This is a genomic window from Bacillus sp. AMCV2 (assembly GCF_056033925.1).
The window spans coordinates 3,776,396-3,795,357 of the sequence record NZ_JBVYIB010000002.1 but is presented as its reverse complement, the minus strand read 5'-3'; the positions used below and the strand labels follow the sequence as shown (position 1 = coordinate 3,795,357).

At 45.1% G+C, this 18,962-nt stretch carries 20 protein-coding genes; 15 read left to right on the top strand and 5 right to left on the bottom strand.

What is annotated here, in order from left to right; genetic code table 11:
• The first annotated feature begins 14 nt into the window (after positions 1–14).
• From cidR to AC0OMA_RS19540, 7 genes are all read left to right on the top strand, one after another.
• Positions 15–920: a cidABC operon transcriptional activator CidR gene (gene cidR, locus AC0OMA_RS19570; RefSeq protein ID WP_015483874.1), complete on the top strand. Its 906-nt coding sequence runs from the start codon at positions 15–17 to the stop codon at positions 918–920.
• 7 nt (positions 921–927) lie between these two features.
• Positions 928–1,746 (top strand): hydroxyethylthiazole kinase, encoded by an 819-nt coding sequence (gene thiM / locus AC0OMA_RS19565; RefSeq protein WP_003244274.1) that lies wholly within the window; start codon positions 928–930, stop codon positions 1,744–1,746.
• Positions 1,743–2,411 carry a thiamine phosphate synthase gene (gene thiE / locus AC0OMA_RS19560; protein WP_015483872.1) on the top strand — a complete coding sequence of 223 codons (669 nt, stop codon included), beginning with the start codon at positions 1,743–1,745 and terminating at the stop codon, positions 2,409–2,411. Before thiM ends, thiE begins: the two co-directional genes overlap by 4 nt.
• A 156-nt stretch (positions 2,412–2,567) precedes the next feature.
• Complete coding sequence (gene efeU / locus AC0OMA_RS19555) at positions 2,568–4,013, top strand: ferrous ion permease EfeU (protein ID WP_015483871.1); 1,446 nt, start codon at positions 2,568–2,570, stop codon at positions 4,011–4,013.
• A complete protein-coding gene (gene efeM, locus AC0OMA_RS19550) occupies positions 4,010–5,167 on the top strand; it encodes an iron uptake system lipoprotein EfeM (RefSeq protein WP_015384997.1) in 1,158 nt (385 codons plus the stop codon). The genes efeU and efeM overlap by 4 nt, the downstream gene beginning before the upstream one ends.
• Positions 5,168–5,185: 18 nt before the next feature.
• Positions 5,186–6,436 (top strand): iron uptake transporter deferrochelatase/peroxidase subunit, encoded by a 1,251-nt coding sequence (gene efeB, locus AC0OMA_RS19545; RefSeq protein ID WP_015384996.1) that lies wholly within the window; start codon positions 5,186–5,188, stop codon positions 6,434–6,436.
• A gap of 89 nt (positions 6,437–6,525) precedes the next feature.
• Positions 6,526–7,146: a DsbA family oxidoreductase gene (locus AC0OMA_RS19540; RefSeq protein ID WP_014478353.1), complete on the top strand. Its 621-nt coding sequence runs from the start codon at positions 6,526–6,528 to the stop codon at positions 7,144–7,146.
• 12 nt (positions 7,147–7,158) lie between these two features.
• Here the strand turns inward: AC0OMA_RS19540 and AC0OMA_RS19535 are convergent, their stop codons facing one another.
• From AC0OMA_RS19535 to slrA, 3 genes are all read right to left on the bottom strand, one after another.
• Positions 7,159–8,700, bottom strand: coding sequence for a solute symporter family protein (locus AC0OMA_RS19535; protein ID WP_003227390.1), 1,542 nt, complete (start codon positions 8,698–8,700; stop codon positions 7,159–7,161).
• Entirely contained in the window at positions 8,697–9,005 is a 309-nt protein-coding gene (locus AC0OMA_RS19530) for a DUF485 domain-containing protein (protein ID WP_003222190.1), read from the bottom strand. The genes AC0OMA_RS19535 and AC0OMA_RS19530 overlap by 4 nt, the downstream gene beginning before the upstream one ends.
• Before the next feature lie 442 nt (positions 9,006–9,447).
• Positions 9,448–9,606, bottom strand: a complete 159-nt coding sequence (gene slrA, locus AC0OMA_RS19525; protein WP_003243648.1) for a transcriptional regulator SlrA — start codon at positions 9,604–9,606, stop codon at positions 9,448–9,450.
• Positions 9,607–9,960: 354 nt separating this feature from the next.
• Here slrA and slrC point away from each other — a divergent pair, with 354 nt between their 5' ends.
• The 4 genes from slrC to galT all read left to right on the top strand — a co-directional run bounded on the left by slrC (position 9,961) and on the right by galT (position 13,831).
• A complete protein-coding gene (slrC, locus tag AC0OMA_RS19520) occupies positions 9,961–10,632 on the top strand; it encodes a transcriptional regulator SlrC (protein ID WP_003227396.1) in 672 nt (223 codons plus the stop codon).
• Positions 10,633–10,649: 17 nt separating this feature from the next.
• A complete protein-coding gene (locus AC0OMA_RS19515) occupies positions 10,650–11,033 on the top strand; it encodes a GtrA family protein (RefSeq protein WP_003227398.1) in 384 nt (127 codons plus the stop codon).
• An 80-nt stretch (positions 11,034–11,113) separates the two neighbouring features.
• Complete coding sequence (locus AC0OMA_RS19510) at positions 11,114–12,286, top strand: galactokinase (RefSeq protein ID WP_015384993.1); 1,173 nt, start codon at positions 11,114–11,116, stop codon at positions 12,284–12,286.
• 3 nt (positions 12,287–12,289) lie between these two features.
• Positions 12,290–13,831 carry a UDP-glucose--hexose-1-phosphate uridylyltransferase gene (galT, locus tag AC0OMA_RS19505; protein WP_181220282.1) on the top strand — a complete coding sequence of 514 codons (1,542 nt, stop codon included), beginning with the start codon at positions 12,290–12,292 and terminating at the stop codon, positions 13,829–13,831.
• 67 nt (positions 13,832–13,898) lie between these two features.
• On the opposite strand, the gene AC0OMA_RS19500 is transcribed toward galT, so the two are convergent.
• Complete coding sequence (locus tag AC0OMA_RS19500) at positions 13,899–14,144, bottom strand: GlsB/YeaQ/YmgE family stress response membrane protein (protein ID WP_009968363.1); 246 nt, start codon at positions 14,142–14,144, stop codon at positions 13,899–13,901.
• A 514-nt stretch (positions 14,145–14,658) separates the two neighbouring features.
• Between AC0OMA_RS19500 and qoxA the strand changes: the two genes are divergently transcribed.
• From qoxA to qoxD, 4 genes are read left to right on the top strand one after another with little or no spacing between them, the layout of a single operon-like run.
• Positions 14,659–15,624, top strand: coding sequence for a cytochrome aa3 quinol oxidase subunit II (qoxA, locus tag AC0OMA_RS19495; protein WP_010886637.1), 966 nt, complete (start codon positions 14,659–14,661; stop codon positions 15,622–15,624).
• Positions 15,625–15,651: 27 nt separating this feature from the next.
• Entirely contained in the window at positions 15,652–17,601 is a 1,950-nt protein-coding gene (gene qoxB, locus AC0OMA_RS19490) for a cytochrome aa3 quinol oxidase subunit I (RefSeq protein WP_003227407.1), read from the top strand.
• A gap of 13 nt (positions 17,602–17,614) precedes the next feature.
• Positions 17,615–18,229, top strand: a complete 615-nt coding sequence (gene qoxC, locus AC0OMA_RS19485) for a cytochrome aa3 quinol oxidase subunit III (protein WP_015384990.1) — start codon at positions 17,615–17,617, stop codon at positions 18,227–18,229.
• Between the two features lies 1 nt (position 18,230).
• On the top strand, positions 18,231–18,605 hold the full coding sequence (gene qoxD / locus AC0OMA_RS19480) for a cytochrome aa3 quinol oxidase subunit IV (protein ID WP_015384989.1): 375 nt from the start codon (positions 18,231–18,233) through the stop codon (positions 18,603–18,605).
• A 41-nt stretch (positions 18,606–18,646) separates the two neighbouring features.
• Here qoxD and ywcE read toward each other — a convergent pair whose 3' ends face one another.
• Positions 18,647–18,910 (bottom strand): spore morphogenesis/germination protein YwcE, encoded by a 264-nt coding sequence (ywcE, locus tag AC0OMA_RS19475; RefSeq protein WP_003227411.1) that lies wholly within the window; start codon positions 18,908–18,910, stop codon positions 18,647–18,649.
• Positions 18,911–18,962: the final 52 nt, after the last annotated feature.

The following is an 18,962-nucleotide window of genomic DNA, read 5'->3' as shown; positions in this document are numbered from 1 at the left end:
AAAGGGTGAAGCACATGGATATCCGCCATTTAACATATTTCTTGGAAGTCGCCCGTTTAAAAAGTTTTACGAAGGCTTCCCAATCCCTTTATGTTTCTCAGCCGACGATATCAAAAATGATCAAAAATTTAGAAGAAGAGCTCGGAATTGAACTGTTTTACCGAAACGGCAGGCAGGTGGAACTGACTGATGCCGGTCATAGCATGTATGTGCAGGCGCAGGAAATCATTAAATCATTTCAAAACCTGACGTCAGAATTAAATGATATTATGGAAGTCAAGAAAGGGCACGTACGGATTGGACTGCCGCCGATGATCGGATCGGGGTTTTTCCCGAGAGTGCTCGGCGATTTCCGTGAAAACTATCCGAATGTCACCTTTCAGCTAGTCGAAGACGGTTCTATAAAAGTCCAAGAAGGTGTCGGGGACGGCTCTCTTGATATCGGCGTTGTGGTCCTTCCCGCAAACGAAGATACCTTTCATTCGTTTACAATCGTAAAAGAAACCTTAATGCTTGTCGTTCACCCTTCCCACCGGCTGGCTGATGAGAAAGAATGTCAGCTGCGTGAGTTGAAGGACGAGCCTTTTATTTTCTTCAGAGAGGATTTTGTCCTGCACAACCGAATTATGACGGAATGTATCAAGGCTGGGTTCCGGCCCCATATCATTTATGAAACATCACAATGGGATTTTATTAGTGAGATGGTATCAGCCAACCTTGGGATCGGGCTTCTGCCGGAACGGATCTGCCGCGGCCTTGACCCTGAAAAAGTGAAAGTCATTCCGCTTGTCGATCCGGTCATCCCTTGGCACCTCGCCATTATTTGGAGAAAGGACCGTTACTTGCCCTTTGCGGCCAGAGCTTGGCTCGAACATACGAAATCGTATTTATGGGACCCGAAAAAAGATAGTAAAGGATGATGCAAACATGGATGCACAATCAGCAGCAAAATGTCTTACTGCTGTCCGCCGGCATAGCCCACTGGTGCATAGCATAACCAACAATGTCGTAACGAATTTCACAGCAAACGGCCTGCTCGCGCTCGGCGCATCGCCCGTTATGGCGTACGCAAAAGAAGAGGTCGCCGATATGGCGAAGATTGCGGGTGCACTCGTTTTAAATATCGGAACACTGAGCAAGGAGTCAGTCGAAGCGATGATCATCGCGGGAAAATCAGCTAATGAACATGGCGTTCCCGTCATTCTTGATCCTGTCGGTGCCGGAGCAACACCGTTCCGAACTGAATCGGCACGTGACATCATTCGTGAGGTTCGCCTTGCTGCAATCAGAGGAAATGCGGCGGAAATTGCCCATACCGTCGGTGTGACGGATTGGCTGATCAAAGGTGTTGATGCGGGTGAAGGCGGAGGCGACATCATCCGGCTGGCTCAGCAAGCGGCACAAAAGCTAAACACGGTCATTGCGATTACTGGTGAAGTTGATGTCATAGCCGACACGTCACATGTATACACCCTTCATAACGGCCACAAGCTGCTGACAAAAGTGACAGGCGCCGGTTGCCTGCTGACTTCCGTCGTCGGTGCGTTTTGCGCTGTGGAAGAAAATCCATTGTTTGCTGCTATTGCGGCCATTTCTTCGTATGGGGTCGCCGCTCAGCTTGCCGCACAGCAGACGGCTGACAAAGGCCCTGGAAGCTTTCAGATTGAATTGCTGAACAAGCTTTCAACTGTTACTGAACAAGACGTCCAAGAATGGGCGACTATAGAAAGGGTGACTGTCTCATGACTCGTATTTCTCGGGAAATGATGAAAGAGTTATTATCTGTTTACTTCATTATGGGGTCAAACAATACGAAAGCCGATCCTGTTACAGTTGTACAAAAAGCGTTAAAAGGCGGTGCCACCCTGTACCAGTTCCGTGAAAAAGGCGGGGATGCGCTGACAGGAGAGGCTCGGATTAAATTTGCTGAAAAAGCGCAGGCAGCTTGCCGTGAAGCTGGTGTTCCGTTCATTGTCAATGATGATGTGGAATTGGCTCTGAAGCTGAAAGCTGACGGTATCCACATCGGCCAGGAAGACGCAAATGCGAAAGAGGTAAGAGCTGCCATAGGTGATATGATTCTCGGCGTTTCTGCCCATACGATGTCTGAGGTGAAGCAAGCCGAAGAAGACGGAGCGGATTATGTCGGGCTTGGGCCGATCTATCCGACTGAAACGAAAAAGGATACGAGAGCGGTACAGGGTGTATCTCTTATCGAAGCAGTGCGCCGCCAAGGCATCAGCATTCCAATTGTCGGCATCGGCGGAATCACAATAGATAATGCCGCACCTGTTATCCAAGCGGGGGCCGATGGTGTCAGTATGATCAGCGCCATCAGTCAGGCGGAGGATCCTGAGAGTGCTGCACGCAAGTTTCGTGAGGAAATTCAAACGTATAAAACAGGAAGATAATCGTTCATTTTCCTTCAAAGGGCTGTTCTGTAAAAGGACAGCTTTTTTGCTGTCCATCAAGGTTTTCAGACCTTCAAATTTTAATTGACAAAGGACAGGAACTGGCTATGATTATGTTATACAATGATAATCATTTTCAATTATAGGAGGAACATGATGGCTCGGGGGCTGGCACTTATTCTATTCAGCTTGTTGATGGTTTTCGGTTCTGCGGCACATGCGGAAGATGATCCGATCGCCGCATTAATTCAATTAAACAAGCAAATGATCAAATCCGTAAAAGACGGGGATATGGATTCGGCACAACAAACGTTTGACACCTTCAAAGCGAAGTGGAAAAAAGAAGAACCTTCTATTAAGAAAGAAAACCTTTCTTCTCACAGTGAAATGGACGCGAATATCGCGATGATTTCTCTTTCTTTTATCAATCAAGACGCAGGCAAGCTCAAATCACAGCTTGAAGAGCTTTCATCTCATTTAGAAACCTACCAGCAGGCTGTCGTGCTGAAAAAGACATCCTCAGGTCAATCAAGGGCGTCCTTAACAGCCTATATACACAGCTTGAAAGACACAAAACAGTTAATAGAAAAAAAACAATTGGATGAAGCGTCATCCGCAATCGACAATTTAGTTACATCCTGGCTCGCCGTTGAGGGAGACGTCGTGTCCCAATCGAAAGAAGCCTATACGACATCGGAGGAAAATCTGGCGCTGATGAAGGCGGAGATCGGCAGCCATCCCGAAAAGGTATCAAAGCAAATTGACGAAATGATTCAATTGCTCGAGCCGATCGCTTCTAGCAGCTACAGCTGGTGGGACGCGGCGCTGATCCCGATTCGTGAAGGAATGGAGGCTCTCCTTGTCATCGGAGCGCTACTAACCATGACAAAAAAAGCGCGGGTCACGCGCTCCTCGGCATGGATCTGGGGCGGGGCGTCCGCCGGCATGGCTGTTTCCTTAGCAGCCGGCATCGGTGTCACGGTTCTGTTCTCCTCCAGTGTATTCGGAGAAAACAATTTCTTGCTTGGCGGCATTACCGGCGTACTGTCTGCTGTCATGCTTTTGTATGTCGGGGTGTGGCTGCACAGAAACGCCTCAATGGATAAATGGAGAGAAAAAATCAATATCCAGAAGTCACAGGCACTAAAAAAACGAAGCCTGCTTTCCTTTGCGCTCATTGCATTTCTGGCAGTTGTAAGAGAAGGTCTCGAAACGGTCATCTTTTTCATCGGGCTTGTCGGGAAGCTCCCGCTCACTGAACTGATCGGCGGAACTGCCGCAGGGCTTATCGTTCTCGTCATCGTCGGTGTTCTGATGATCAAGCTCGGAATGCGCATTCCATTGAAGCCGTTTTTTCTTCTATCAATGGCGGTTGTCCTGTATATGTGCGTGAAATTTCTCGGAACCGGCGTTCACAGCCTTCAACTGGCGGGCATTCTTCCGTCTGATGCAGAAAGCTGGCTGCCGTCTGTATCGGTGCTAGGAATTTATCCGTCTGTGTACAGCACGATTCCGCAAATGCTGATTTTACTCTTTTTACTGATTGCGCTTGTTTCAGAAGCGGCAAAACATTTTACAAACAGAAAGGAACTGACAAAATGAATTTCACAAAAATCGCTGTATCAGCCGGATGCATCCTTGCGCTGTGCGCAGGCTGCGGAGCCAACGACACATCTTCAACCAAAGAAAAAGCTTCATCTGAAAAAAGCGGGGTCACTAAAGAAATCACCGCATCCGTAAATAAAATGGAAACCATCATTTCCAAGCTGAATGACTCAGCGGAAAAAGGAGACCAAAAAGAGATTGAAAAGAAGGGGAAAGAGTTAAACAGCTACTGGCTTTCCTTTGAAAACGACATTCGCAGCGACTATCCATTCGAATATACAGAAATCGAAAAACATCTTCAGCCAATCTACACAGAAGCGCAAAAAGACAAACCGGATACAGCAAAAATCAAGACAGAATCCGAGTCCCTGAAAGCGTCCTTAGAAGACCTGACAGAAGCGAAGAAGAGCGGCAAAAAGGCTAGCGATCAGCTGGCAAAAGCAGCGGATGAGTATAAAGGCTATGTCAAAAAGCAGAGTGGCCAGCTTGTCAAAGCGACTGAAGCATTTACAAGCGCTGTGAAATCCGGCGATATCGAAAAATCTAAAACGTTATATGCGAAAGCGCGTGTTTATTACGAGCGTATCGAACCGATCGCTGAAAGCCTTGGAGATCTTGACCCGAAAATTGATGCACGAGAAAACGATGTTGAAGAAGGAGACAAATGGACAGGCTTCCATAAGCTTGAGAAGGCCATTTGGAAGGATCAAGATATTTCCGGGGAAAAGGCAACAGCTGACCAGCTTCTCAAGGATGTAAAAGAGCTTGACGGTTCAATTCAATCACTGAAATTAACACCTGAACAAATTGTTGCAGGCGCGATGGAGCTTCTGAACGAAGCCGGAATTTCGAAAATTACGGGAGAAGAAGAGCGCTACTCACGAATTGATTTAGTTGACCTTATGGCAAATGTGGAAGGCTCCGAAGCCGTTTATCAAACAGTGAAAAGCGCGCTTGTAAAAGATCACTCCGACTTGACGGAAAAACTGGATACGGAGTTCAGCGAATTTGAAGTTTTAATGGCAAAATACAAAACAAATGATCAGTCCTATACGTCTTATGATAAATTAAGTGAAAAGCAAATCAGAGAGCTGAGCACAAAGCTGACGACTCTTTCTGAAACCATGTCGAAGATTGCGAATGTGCTATAAAAGGAGTTTTGTAACAGCATGAGCGATGAACAAAAAAAGCCAGAACAAATTCATAGACGGGACATTTTAAAATGGGGAGCGATGGCGGGGGCAGCCGTTGCGATCGGTGCCAGCGGTCTCGGCGGTCTCGCTCCGCTTGTTCAGACTGCGGCTAAGCCATCGAAAAAGGATGAAAAAGAGGAGGAACAGATTGTTCCGTTTTACGGAAAGCATCAGGCCGGAATCACAACTGCCCATCAGACGTATGTCTATTTTGCTGCACTGGATGTAACAGCAAAAGACAAAAGCGACATCATTACGTTATTTAGAAACTGGACAAGTCTCACACAGATGCTGACGTCTGGAAAGAAAATGTCAGCTGAGCAGAGAAATCAATATCTGCCGCCGCAGGATACAGGTGAGTCTGCTGATTTATCCCCTTCCAACTTAACGGTCACATTCGGATTCGGGCCTGGCTTTTTTGAAAAAGACGGGAAGGACCGCTTCGGGCTGAAAAGCAAAAAACCGAAGCACCTGGCCGCTCTTCCACCGATGCCCAATGACAACCTGGATGAAAAGCAGGGAGGCGGGGACATCTGCATTCAAGTATGTGCAGACGACGAGCAAGTGGCGTTTCACGCGCTGCGTAACCTGCTAAATCAAGCGGTCGGCACTTGTGAGGTCCGCTTTGTGAACAAAGGCTTTTTAAGCGGAGGAAAAAATGGTGAAACGCCGCGCAACCTCTTCGGGTTCAAAGATGGAACAGGCAACCAGAGCACGGAGGATGACAGCTTGATGAACTCGATCGTGTGGATTCAGTCCGGTGAGCCTGACTGGATGACGGGCGGCACCTATATGGCTTTTCGGAAAATCAAAATGTTCCTTGAGATATGGGATCGCTCTTCCCTTAAGGACCAAGAGGATACCTTCGGCCGCAGAAAAAGCTCAGGGGCGCCTTTTGGGCAGAAAAAGGAAACAGATCCCGTGAAGCTGAATCAAATTCCGTCTAATTCGCACGTCAGTCTAGCGAAATCTACGGGAAAACAAATTTTGCGAAGAGCTTTCTCTTACACAGAAGGACTTGATCCGAAAACCGGCTATATGGATGCAGGTCTTCTGTTTATCAGTTTTCAAAAAAATCCCGACAATCAGTTTATCCCGATGCTGAAGGCTCTTTCAGCAAAGGATGCGTTAAACGAATATACACAAACAATCGGTTCTGCTTTATATGCATGCCCAGGCGGCTGCAAAAAAGGAGAATATATTGCCCAGCGTTTGCTGGAATCATAAAAGAAGCCTAAATCGGCTTCTTTATTTAAAAAACAGTTGTAACTTTAATTGTTACAGTTTAAAATCAATTTATACGAAAGGAGATTATCATGACAGTACACATTAAAGTTTATTCAGATTACGTCTGCCCATTTTGTTTCGTTGGAAAAGCCGCTTTTGAAGAAGCGATAAAAGGAAAGGATGTTGAAGTCGAGTGGATGCCGTTTGAACTGCGCCCAAGCCCATCTCCTCAGCTTGATCCGGTCAATGATCCTTCCAAACAGTACATGTGGCAGACATCAATTCAGCCAATGGCGGAGAAATTAGGAGTCGAGATCAATTTTCCAAACGTCTCACCCCATCCGTATACAGACCTCGCGTTTGAAGGCTTCCATTTTGCGAAGGAATACAATAAAGGACATGAATACAACACCCGTGTCTTTCAGGCGTTTTTCCAGGAGGGCCAAAATATCGGCGACATTGACATCTTGACGAAGCTCGCCGAGGAAGTGGGATTAGACGGTGCATCATTCAAATCAGCACTGGAAACAAGAACATATCAGGACGTGCAGCGCCAAGCCTTGAAGCACGCTTATGAAGAGGCTGACATCACAGCCGTTCCAACCTTTATTATTGGCGACACTGTAATTCCGGGTGCTGCCGGCAAGGATGTATTTGAAAAAGCGATTTCTGACGAACAGAAGAAAAGACAAGGAAAAAGCTCTCTATAAAGAGAGCTTTTTTTATTCCTGTTCCATATGGACGCCAGTATGCGCCTTCACCTGTATTTCTGCAAACGTATCTTCATCAATTGTTTTATCAGACGACAGCACCGTTCCGAGCCACGCGCCGAGAAAGCCGAGCGGGATGGAAATAATCCCTGGATTAGACAGCGGAATGAGCGGATCACCGGTAAAAATAGCACCTCCGGCCGGGTCCCACACACTAGGGCTCATTGACACCAGCACAAGCGCGCTGATCAGGCCTGTCAGGCTGCCCCATAAAGCGCCTGAGGCATTGAATCGTTTCCAGAAGACAGTAAACACAATCAGCGGAAGGTTTGCGCTAGCGGCTACCGCAAACGCGAGTGCAACAAGGAACGCCACATTTAAGGATTGTGCAAAAATCGCAAGGAGAATCGAGAGTACTGACACGGCGACAGAAGCCCATCTGGCCGCTTTCATCTGTTCTTTTTCAGTTGCTTCTCCCTTTCTGATGATCTGGCTGTAAATATCATGGGCAAATGCTGAGGCGGCAGACAGCACCAACCCTGTCACAACAGCCAAAATGGTGGCAAAGGCGATGGCTGATACAAACGCGAACAGAAAGTCTCCTCCGAGTGCTTTTGCTAAAAGCGGAGCCGCCATATTTCCCGCTTGATCAGCCGCCGTAATCGCGTCAAAACCGACAAATGCCGCGGCACCAAAGCCGAGAAACACCGTCATAATATAAAACACACCGATAATCCATGTCGCTGACACAACGGATGTACGGGCCGTCTTGGCATCCTTAACGGTATAAAACCGGATCAATATATGCGGAAGCCCGGCGGTTCCCAGCACGAGCGCCAAGTTTAACGACAAGGTCTCAAGCGGCACCTTGTATTTATTTCCGGGGTTCAAAAAATCAGCGCCCAGCGGAGTAGCCGTTTTCATCTGTTCAAACATGGTATTAAGGCTAAAGCCGAATTTCGAAAACACGATAATCGAAATCACGAGTGTGCCGGCCATCAGCAAAACGGCTTTAATAATTTGAACCCAGCTTGTCGCGATCATGCCGCCAAACACGACATAAATGGTCATCAGCACTCCGACGATGAGGACAGCCGCGGTATAATCCAGCCCTAGAAGCAGTTTGATCAGCGCTCCCGCCCCCACGAGCTGGGCGATCATATAAAAAGTAGAGATGGCAATGGTATTGAGAGCCGCGACACCGCGGATTTTCTTTTCTTTAAAGCGAGCGGCAATCATGTCTGCCATCGTGTACTTTCCAAGATTCCGAAGCGGCTCCGCCACGATGTACAAGACAACAAGATAAGCCACCAGAAAACCGATGCTGTAAAAGAAGCCATCAAATCCATATAACGCAATCATTCCGGCAATCCCGAGAAACGAGGCGGCAGACATGTAGTCACCGGCAATTGCCAGTCCATTCTGAACACCGGTGAGCCCGCCGCCCGCCGTATAAAACTCACTCGTCGTTTTCGTCCGCTTCGCGGCAAAATACGTGATAATAAGCGTCAGACCAACAATCGCCAAAAATAATAAAAAAGCAGTCATATTCATGTCTGTTCACCCTTCAGATCCTCTTTTAAAGCGCTTACATACCGATCGAAATGAGCGGCTCTCCGGGAATACACAGTACTCAGTATCCAGGTCATAGCGAATTGGGCGATGGCGAACAGCCAAGCCCATGAAACAGCTCCAATGGCCGGTGCATTCAAAAAGGTGAAATAAGATGTCAAAACAGGGAGTGAAAAATAAAAGACAAAAAAGAAAATCGCAGAAGGAACAATAAAAGCGCGTTTCTGCTTTAAAAAAGCTTGAAAAGACGGCGTTGCAGCAATCTGTTTATAATCAGCTTTGTACATGGCTTTCCTCCTTTTATTCGCTAAACGTAAGCAAAAAGGTACACCAATAGGTATGTACTGAAAGTCCGATTTATGCGTTGAACAATATCTGGAGGATGAAAAAAGAAGGAAGTCGTGAAGAGGTGAACACAGTGGTCTAAAGACAGGCGAAGGTTTTCAAGCTCGGCCGTGTATAAACGAGTTTGCTTTCAAAACCTCACCGAATGCAGCTTGTTCTCAGCAAAGCTGCTGTTTACCAGAGCACGGTTATCATGTTCGCATCACCTCTTTATGACAATGCATGTGCCAAGAGGTGATCGCATCACCGGCTGTCTGTCGTAGTTAGCTGACACACCGTTTGTCCTCAAGCTCAGCGCAGCGATTTGCTTTTGAATAGAGGATATGGTGAAAACTCAGATCAGATGATAGAAAAGCCAGAGGTACATAGATCCGCCTGTTCGGACTAGTCTTGCCGGACGGTTTTTTTGTGGTTTTTCTTTCTCGATGCTGTCTCAGATTCTAAAAACTGCCTCACATCATGAATGCCTAATCCAATGGATCTAGCTTCTTGAATTAACATATGCCAACCTTTGTCCAAATCTTTTTTAACATGAGTTTTCATAGTAACCTCCAATTGTATAAAATGTTTTCCTGCAACATGCGGGCAATAAAAGACAAGCCAGCGCGATGATGAGGCGAGTACAACAAATTTCACACATAGTTGCTCGGTGTTCACAAACTGAAGGAAAAACCACCTACCTATTCCCTAAAAAAATGACTAATATAACCAATGGACCTTATTTATAATAATAAACAATTAAATACTGACTGGATAGTATGTAAATGAAAATAAATCATTTAGCCTATTAAAAATGACCCCTGGGAAACCGAATAGCATAACCGTTCAAAGAAATAAATACCGCTAAAGATTGATCCGGTGTAATATAAGGGTAATCATTACCGCCAGGAGAAAAATATGAAAAAAAACAAATTTCAAATTAAAAGAGAAGCAACATTTGAAAGTTTTATAGACGCTGGCGTGAATTTGTTGATTGACCGAGCGTATGATCCAGTTTCTGTAGAAGATATCAGCAGAGCCGCCGGATACAGCAAAGGAGCATTTTATGTTCATTTTGTCAGCAAAGACGATTTTCTGCTGTATCTTCTCGAAAAACGTCAGATGAAAAAAAAGATCATTATAGGGTATCTTGATCAAATGGAGCGGGAGTCAGTGAAATCGCTGACATTGGACGAGGCTGCAAAACACGCTGCAGAACTGCTTTATTCCTATTACATAAATAAGCCGTCGTGGGACATCACCTCGTTTGCCATGAACATGCCGACATATAAAGTCTTAAAGAAATGCAAGGCCTATGTCCGGCTGTACGAATTGTGGGTGGAAGAAAATGTGTTATATATTAAGTGGCTGAAGGAGAGAAAGCTGATTGACGCCTGTATTGATCCGGAATATACGGCTAAAATAATATGTGCAGTCCTCGACGGAATCATCAAACAATCATATGTATTGGGCCAGCCAGCCACCTTCCGCAGCTTTTTAGACGCACTCTCGGTATTTTTCACTTTAGACAGAGAGCACGAGAGGCCAAGAATTTTGAAAAGTTTTTCAGAAAGCGAGGAACATCAGTGAAGTATAGAGAAATAATTATGTATATCATTATGGGGGTTTTCACAACCATTGTGAATATCGCCAGCTTTTATATATTGGTAGAGATCATGAATGTGGATTACAAAGCCGCCACTGTCGCCGCTTGGATTTTGTCCGTGCTGTTTGCTTACATAACAAATAAATTATATGTGTTTCAGCAAAAAACACATGATCTGCAGAGCCTGCTGAAAGAGCTCACTGCTTTTTTCAGCGTTCGGGTCCTGTCTCTCGGCATAGATTTAGGCATGATGATCATTCTTGTCGGCCAGTTCAATACAAATGAAACCTTGGCCAAAATACTCGACAACGCGGTCATTGTTGTCGTCAACTATGTTGCGAGCAAATGGCTTGTCTTTAAAAAAACAAAAGAAGAAGGGGTATGAGAGGACTGCAGCATATGATCTGCCGTTTTCTATGGAGAAATAAGGGGAATAAAAAATAAAAACCAGAAAGGTGATTGCACATGCGGGAAGAGCTAAAGGGGATATTTGCAAGTGTATTCGGAGAAAAAGAGGGATTACGGTTTTTTTTCGCACCTGGAAGAGTGAATCTGATTGGAGAACATACAGACTATAACGGCGGGCATGTATTTCCGTGCGCGCTGACAATGGGTACATATGCTGCTGTTGCAGAAAGAAAAGACGGGCTTGTCCGGATGTATTCAGATAATTTTAAAAACGCAGGCATCAAGGAATGCAGCCTTGACGATATTCGCTATCAAAAAGAAGACGACTGGGCGAACTACCCAAAAGGCGTGATTTATGAATTTCAACAGAGGGGATATGCAGTTCCCCATGGCTTTGACATTGTATTTTCAGGGAATATTCCAAACGGGGCGGGGCTGTCGTCTTCCGCTTCTATTGAACTGCTGATGGGGGTCGTGCTCCAAAGCTATTTACATCCTGAAGTAGATGCGCTTGAGCTTGTGAAAATGGCGCAGCATGCGGAAAACCATTTTATCGGCGTCAATTGCGGAATTATGGACCAATTTGCAATTGGAATGGGGAAAAAACATCATGCGATGCTGCTGAACTGCGACACGCTTGACTATGAATATAGCAAACTCAATGTCTCAGGCCTCGCGCTGGTCATCGCGAACACGAACAAAAAAAGGACATTGGCTGACTCAAGCTACAATACGAGACGCCAAGAATGCAATGATGCATTGCTTGATCTGAAAAAAGGCCTCGATATTGCAGCACTGGGCGACATCAAGCCTTCTGATTTCGATGCGCATTCCAGCCTGATCCAAAATGAAACGAACAGACGCCGGGCAAAGCACGCTGTATACGAAAATCATCGTGCTATTAAGACGGCCCATATGTTCAAAGAGAACAATATAGATGAAATCGGGCAGTTAATGAAGGAATCCCACCTTTCATTGAAGGATGACTATGAAGTAACATGCCCTGAACTTGATGAGCTTGTGTTTGCGGCATGGGATCACGAAGGTGTAATTGGATCAAGAATGACGGGAGCAGGCTTTGGCGGCTGCACCATCAGCATTGTAAAAGATGAGTTCGTTGATGATTTTATTCAGAAGGTTGGAGACAGATATCAAGAAAAAACAGGGCTCCGAGCGGACTTTTATGTCGCGGATATCGGAGAGGGAGCGAGAGAACTAAAGGGGGAGTGACATATGAGTATTATTGAACATCTGGAACAGCTGCTTGAGTATGGCCTGGAACGAAAATTGATTTCGATCTGGGATCGGGAATATACGAGAAACCGTCTTTATGAAGCGCTGGGCATCACACATCCCGAGCCGAACTCCAGCACCAGCATCAAGCAGTCACAAAGCCTGCCGGACTTGCTAGCTCCCATCTATAAATGGGCTGAGGAAACCGGCCGAATGGAAGCGGATACAGATACGTACCGTGACCTGCTCAGCGCAAAGCTGATGGGCTGTTTTGTGCCTGCCCCGTCCGAGGTCATTCGCAAATTTGAAGAGACAAAAGCATTATACGGCCCAAAACAGGCGACAAAGGAATTCTATCAATATTCAGAGGATGTCTATTATATACGGACTGACAGAATCGCCAAAAATGTTCATTGGACGGTGCCGACCGAATATGGCGAGCTGGAAATGACCATTAACCTATCAAAGCCTGAAAAGGACCCGAAAGCGATTGCGGCTGCAAAAGAGCAGGAACAGACAAATTATCCGATGTGTTTGCTGTGTAAAGAAAATGTCGGCTTCGAGGGAAGCGTGAATCATCCAGCCCGGCAAAATCACAGAATCATTCCGGTCATCCTTGAGGACGAACAATGGTTCCTGCAATTCTCGCCATATGTCTATTATCCGGAGCACTGCATTGTCTTAAAAGGTGAACATGAACCGATGGAGATCAGCAAAAAAACATTTGAAAGGCTGCTGTCATTTCTTGGCCAATATCCGCATTATTTTATCGGTTCAAACGCGGATCTGCCGATTGTCGGCGGCAGCATCCTAAGCCATGATCATTTCCAAGGCGGCGCGCATGATTTTCCAATGGCACGTGCAGAAGCGGAAGACGTTTATGAATTAAATGATTATCCCGGCGTGTCGCTGGCCTTAGTGAAGTGGCCGATGTCTGTGCTCAGGCTCCAAGGAGACGAACCGGGTCATGTCGCCGAAGCTGCTGACCATATCTTCCGCACGTGGCAGACGTATTCCGATGAAAAAGCCGGCATTGCCGCCTATACAGGCGATACGCCCCATAATACGGTCACACCGATTGCGCGGCGCAGGGGAGACTTGTACGAACTCGATATCGTACTGAGGAACAACCGGACGGATGAGGAGCATCCCTTAGGGATATTTCATCCCCATAAGGAAGTTCACCATATTAAAAAAGAAAATATCGGCCTGATTGAGGTCATGGGATTGGCGATATTGCCGGGCCGCTTACAGGAGGAAATGAAAGAAACAGCAGCGGCGCTATGCTCTGCTGATCCGAAAACAGCTTTAGAACAAAATCCGCTCACGGCAAAACATAGTGAGTGGGCTATTCGGATGATGGAAAAAAGAACCATAACAAAAGAGAATGCAGATCTAGTCATAAAAGAAGAGCTGGGACATGTATTCGCTCGCATTCTTGAACACGCCGGTGTGTTTAAACAGACAACGGAAGGAAAACAGGCCTTCAGAAGGTTTATCGACCAGTTGGGCGTCAAACCAGTCAAAAGCCTCAACCGCTAGGGTTGAGGCTTTTTCGATTTTTATGGCAAAACAAACACCCAAAGCGCATACGCTTCGGGTGCTGCTTTTATCCTCTTTTTCTGGTTAACAGGCTTACTAGAAAGACAACAATGGCTGCGCCGATTACCGCTGGAATAATGGCAAATCCGGCTAGGTGCGGCCCCCATGTTCCAAGCAGCCCGTGTCCGATCCAGGCGCCAATAAGACCTGCGATCATAGACCCGATAATTCCTCCGGGCATATCTCCTTTTACAAACAGGCTTCCAAGCCATCCGATAATAATAGCGACGATAAGTGAAATAAGAAAACTCATCATGCAACACATCCTATTTTTTATTTATTTGCTTATATCATTCCTCTTTTTTGTATAAGATAAACAACTGGATGCTCTCATTAAAAAATACGGACAATTCAGAGCATATTGGCTCTTCATTGCGCCTTTTCTTTCAATATTTGATGCGTTAAAATGGTAACCGTGTGAAAAGATGCTAGACAAGGAAAAAATAATTCCTATCTAGAAAGTTTAACAAAATGAAACTTTTGATTGACCTAAGTTTTTTATTGTGGTAAACCTTTATTTGTCAGAATTAGTTCTTCATCATCTTTTCTTACTTATATGCGGAAATAACTAGAAACTTTTCATCTTAAGCGATAGATGTGAATAAAGTTGGAGCGATTTTTGTCGATTTTATGACATTTAAGCGAAAATGGGATGAAGTTTATAAAAAAATAAAGCTAATATGTGAAGTTTTTGATAGCATAACAAAGTAGAGAAAAGATTTTGAGGAAGTATGCACTTCAGATTTATTACATCAATAGGAAGGATGGTGATCTTCTTGTTCAGAGCATTAAAACCGTTGCTTGTATTAGCGCTGTTAACTGTGGTTTTCGTCCTTGGGGGATGCAGCAATGCTTCAGTACTAGATCCGAAAGGACCTGTAGCTGAACAGCAAAGTGATTTAATCCTGTTATCTATCGGATTTATGCTGTTTATCGTCGGGGTCGTCTTTGTTCTATTTACCATTATTTTAGTAAAATACCGCGACCGTAAAGGCAAAGATAATGGATCTTATAACCCAGAAATTCATGGTAACACGTTTTTAGAAGTAGTCTGGACAGTGATCCCAATTTTAATCGTCATTGCACTTTCTGTGCCAACAGTACAGACGATATATTCGTTAGAAAAAGCTCCTGAAGCAACAAAAGACAAAGAGCCTCTTGTTGTTTATGCTACTTCGGTAGACTGGAAATGGGTATTCAGCTACCCTGAACAGGATATTGAAACGGTCAACTACTTAAACATTCCTGTCGACCGCCCGATCTTGTTCAAAATCTCATCTGCAGATTCAATGGCTTCGCTATGGATTCCTCAGCTTGGAGGACAAAAATATGCGATGGCAGGAATGCTGATGGATCAATACTTACAGGCTGACAAAGTGGGTACTTACGAAGGCCGCAATGCGAACTTCACAGGTGAACATTTTGCGGACCAAGAGTTTGATGTGAATGCAGTCACAGAAAAAGACTTTAACAGCTGGGTGAAAAAGACTCAGAACGAGGCTCCTAAGCTGACAAAAGAGAAGTATGATGAATTGATGCTTCCTGAAAATGTGGACGAATTAACGTTCTCTTCTACTCACTTGAAATACGTGGATCACGGACAAGACGCTGAGTACGCGATGGAGGCGCGCAAACGCCTTGGCTATCAAGCCGTTTCACCGCACTCTAAAACAGATCCGTTTGAAAACGTAAAGAAAAACGAATTTAAGAAGTCTGATGATACAGAAGAATGATATTGATCAGGAAAGGAGGAAGCCTGCATGAAATTCAAATGGGACGAATTTTTCGTAACTGGTGACCCATTAATTCTGGGCGCACAAGTTTCCATTGCGCTTTCAACCATTGCCATTATTTTTGTTCTAACTTACTTCAAAAAGTGGAAATGGCTGTGGTCTGAATGGATAACTACTGTTGACCATAAAAAACTCGGAATCATGTACATTATATCTGCTGTAATTATGTTATTCCGCGGCGGTGTCGACGGTCTGATGATGCGTGCCCAGCTAGCGCTTCCGAATAACAGTTTTTTAGACTCAAACCACTATAATGAAATTTTTACAACTCACGGTACAATCATGATCATCTTCATGGCGATGCCGTTCTTAATCGGTCTTATCAACGTTGTTGTGCCTCTTCAAATCGGTGCCCGCGACGTTGCGTTCCCTTACTTGAACAACCTGAGCTTCTGGACGTTCTTTGTAGGGGCGATGCTTTTCAATATTTCTTTCGTTATCGGAGGTTCTCCGAACGCAGGCTGGACGAGTTATATGCCGCTTGCAAGTAACGACATGAGCCCTGGGCCGGGTGAGAACTACTACCTCCTCGGACTTCAGATTGCCGGTATCGGTACCCTGATGACAGGGATCAACTTTATGGTAACAATCTTAAAAATGAGAACAAAAGGCATGACATTAATGCGTATGCCAATGTTCACATGGACAACACTGATCACAATGGTTATTATCGTGTTTGCGTTCCCTGTACTTACAGTAGCATTAGCACTTTTATCATTTGATCGTTTGTTCGGCGCTCACTTTTTCACATTGGAAGCAGGCGGTATGCCGATGCTTTGGGCTAACTTGTTCTGGATTTGGGGACATCCTGAAGTATATATCGTTATTCTTCCGGCGTTTGGTATTTTCTCAGAAATCATCTCAAGCTTTGCAAGAAAACAATTGTTTGGTTACAAAGCGATGGTTGGTTCTATTATCGCCATCTCTGTATTGAGTTTCTTAGTTTGGACTCACCACTTCTTCACAATGGGGAACAGTGCGTCCGTTAACTCATTCTTCTCAATTACGACAATGGCAATCTCAATCCCAACCGGGGTTAAAATCTTTAACTGGCTCTTTACAATGTATAAAGGCCGAATCAGCTTTACAACACCTATGCTGTGGGCGCTTGCGTTTATTCCTAACTTCGTTATCGGCGGGGTTACAGGGGTTATGCTTGCGATGGCAGCAGCGGATTATCAATACCATAATACGTACTTCCTTGTATCTCACTTCCACTATGTGCTGATCGCGGGTACTGTATTTGCTTGTTTCGCCGGATTTATTTTCTGGTATCCAAAAATGTTCGGCCACAAGCTGAACGAAAGAATCGGAAAATGGTTCTTCTGGATCTTTATGATCGGGTTCAATATTTGTTTCTTCCCGCAATATTTCTTGGGGTTACAAGGCATGCCTCGCCGTATTTACACATACGGACCGAACGACGGCTGGACAACATTGAACTTTATCTCAACTGTCGGAGCTTTCATGATGGGTGTAGGATTCTTAATCCTTTGCTATAACATCTACTACAGCTTCCGTTACTCTACTCGTGAAATCAGCGGAGATTCATGGGGTGTGGGACGTACGCTTGATTGGGCGACTTCTTCTGCGATTCCGCCGCATTACAACTTTGCGGTGCTTCCTGAAGTCAAATCTCAAGATGCATTCCTGCATATGAAAGAAGAAAAAACTGAATTATACCCTGAAAGCAAATTCAAAAAAATCCATATGCCAAGCAACTCAGGCAGACCGTTCTTTATGTCTGTTGCCTTCGGTCTCGCTGGCTTTGGACTGGTATTTGAATGGTACTGGATGGGCGTAGTCGGATTGATCGGAGTCCTGCTCTGCATGGTTCTGCGTTCATTCGAATACGACAACGGCTACTACATTAGTGTTGATGAAATAAAAGAGACGGAAAGAAAGATTTCCGAATAAGGAGGCGTGAGTTATGGAACATGCAGAACACGGCAATTCTAACGCGCCTATGGAATATCAATCTGAAACCGGCAGACTTAATATTCTCGGGTTTTGGATCTTTTTAGGGGCAGAAATTGTGTTGTTCTCAACACTATTTGCAACCTTCTTCGTTCTTAAAAACAGAACAGCTGGAGGTGTCTTGCCAGACGAACTATTTGAAGTCAATCTGGTAATGATTATGACGTTCTTGCTGCTGATCAGCAGCTTTACCTGCGGGATCGCTGTTCATGAAATGCGCCGCGGAAGTTTAAAAGGCGTAGTCATTTGGACAATTATCACTCTTCTTCTCGGTGCCGGCTTCGTCGGGTGCGAGATCAACGAGTTTGTCCACTATGTACATGAAGGAGCATCTCTCGGTACAAGTGCGTTCTGGTCTGGATTCTTTGTTTTACTTGGAACTCACGGAACTCACGTAACAATCGGGATTTTCTGGATCACAGGAATTCTGATTCAGTTGAAGAAACGCGGCTTAACTCCGCAAACTTCATCTAAAATCTTTATCTCAAGCTTGTACTGGCACTTCTTAGATGTTGTATGGATTTTCATCTTCACAGGTGTCTATCTCATGGGATTGGGGGGTCTGTAAAATGGCAAACAAATCTGCTGAACACAGTCACTTTCCATGGAAGCACATTGTAGGTTTTGCACTGTCTATCGTTTTGACCCTGCTGGCTCTATGGGTTGCAGTGTATACTGACCTAAGCTCATCAGCAAAACTTTGGATCATTTTCGGCTTCGCCTTCATCCAGGCGGCGCTCCAGCTTCTCATGTTCATGCACATGACAGAGAGCGAAAACGGCACGATCCAAGTCGGAAACACGCTGTTCGGATTCTTTGGCGCGATCGTTATCGTACTTGGATCCATCTGGATTTTCGCGGCTCACTATCACCATGGTGACCATATGGACGGAAATCCTCCTGGAGGCGCTGAACACTCAGAGCATTCAGGCCATAACGAATAATACAAAAACCCTCTTCATTGGAAGAGGGTTTTTTGCTGTCTTCAGCTGCTTCGCTTTCTGCGAAGATACGGAAGACCGTAAATGATAAATGCAGCGATATGAGCGACAATGACGTTGACGGCAAACAAGATAATCATGAGAGTGTGTCCAAGTGGAGAAAGGCTTTCTGTTGCGTAAAAGAAGAAGAATACCCACATTAAAATGATTGGCGGAATAGCTGAGAGTGCGACTTTTTTGTTATCAAGCCAAATAAAGAGAGGCGTTGCGCTTGCAACCAGTAAGTAAGCAAAAAACATGTCCATCATACCCGTCTCCTTTCATTTTGTGATAACGTTTACAAAAATGAAATAGAGGAAC

Bases quoted from the DNA above. Each gene is read 5' to 3' on its own strand.
- qoxC (WP_015384990.1), top strand. From the start codon at position 17,615: ATGGAACATGCAGAACACGGCAATTCTAACGCGCCTATGGAATATCAA.
- cidR (WP_015483874.1), top strand. From the start codon at position 15: ATGGATATCCGCCATTTAACATATTTCTTGGAAGTCGCCCGTTTAAAA.
- qoxB (WP_003227407.1), top strand. From the start codon at position 15,652: ATGAAATTCAAATGGGACGAATTTTTCGTAACTGGTGACCCATTAATT.
- AC0OMA_RS19515 (WP_003227398.1), top strand. From the start codon at position 10,650: ATGTATATCATTATGGGGGTTTTCACAACCATTGTGAATATCGCCAGC.
- slrA (WP_003243648.1), bottom strand. From the start codon at position 9,606: ATGAAAACTCATGTTAAAAAAGATTTGGACAAAGGTTGGCATATGTTA.
- AC0OMA_RS19510 (WP_015384993.1), top strand. From the start codon at position 11,114: ATGCGGGAAGAGCTAAAGGGGATATTTGCAAGTGTATTCGGAGAAAAA.
- efeM (WP_015384997.1), top strand. From the start codon at position 4,010: ATGAATTTCACAAAAATCGCTGTATCAGCCGGATGCATCCTTGCGCTG.
- thiM (WP_003244274.1), top strand. From the start codon at position 928: ATGGATGCACAATCAGCAGCAAAATGTCTTACTGCTGTCCGCCGGCAT.
- ywcE (WP_003227411.1), bottom strand. From the start codon at position 18,910: ATGATGGACATGTTTTTTGCTTACTTACTGGTTGCAAGCGCAACGCCT.
- qoxD (WP_015384989.1), top strand. From the start codon at position 18,231: ATGGCAAACAAATCTGCTGAACACAGTCACTTTCCATGGAAGCACATT.
- thiE (WP_015483872.1), top strand. From the start codon at position 1,743: ATGACTCGTATTTCTCGGGAAATGATGAAAGAGTTATTATCTGTTTAC.
- AC0OMA_RS19500 (WP_009968363.1), bottom strand. From the start codon at position 14,144: ATGAGTTTTCTTATTTCACTTATCGTCGCTATTATTATCGGATGGCTT.
- galT (WP_181220282.1), top strand. From the start codon at position 12,290: ATGAGTATTATTGAACATCTGGAACAGCTGCTTGAGTATGGCCTGGAA.
- slrC (WP_003227396.1), top strand. From the start codon at position 9,961: ATGAAAAAAAACAAATTTCAAATTAAAAGAGAAGCAACATTTGAAAGT.
- efeB (WP_015384996.1), top strand. From the start codon at position 5,186: ATGAGCGATGAACAAAAAAAGCCAGAACAAATTCATAGACGGGACATT.
- AC0OMA_RS19540 (WP_014478353.1), top strand. From the start codon at position 6,526: ATGACAGTACACATTAAAGTTTATTCAGATTACGTCTGCCCATTTTGT.
- AC0OMA_RS19530 (WP_003222190.1), bottom strand. From the start codon at position 9,005: ATGTACAAAGCTGATTATAAACAGATTGCTGCAACGCCGTCTTTTCAA.
- efeU (WP_015483871.1), top strand. From the start codon at position 2,568: ATGGCTCGGGGGCTGGCACTTATTCTATTCAGCTTGTTGATGGTTTTC.
- AC0OMA_RS19535 (WP_003227390.1), bottom strand. From the start codon at position 8,700: ATGAATATGACTGCTTTTTTATTATTTTTGGCGATTGTTGGTCTGACG.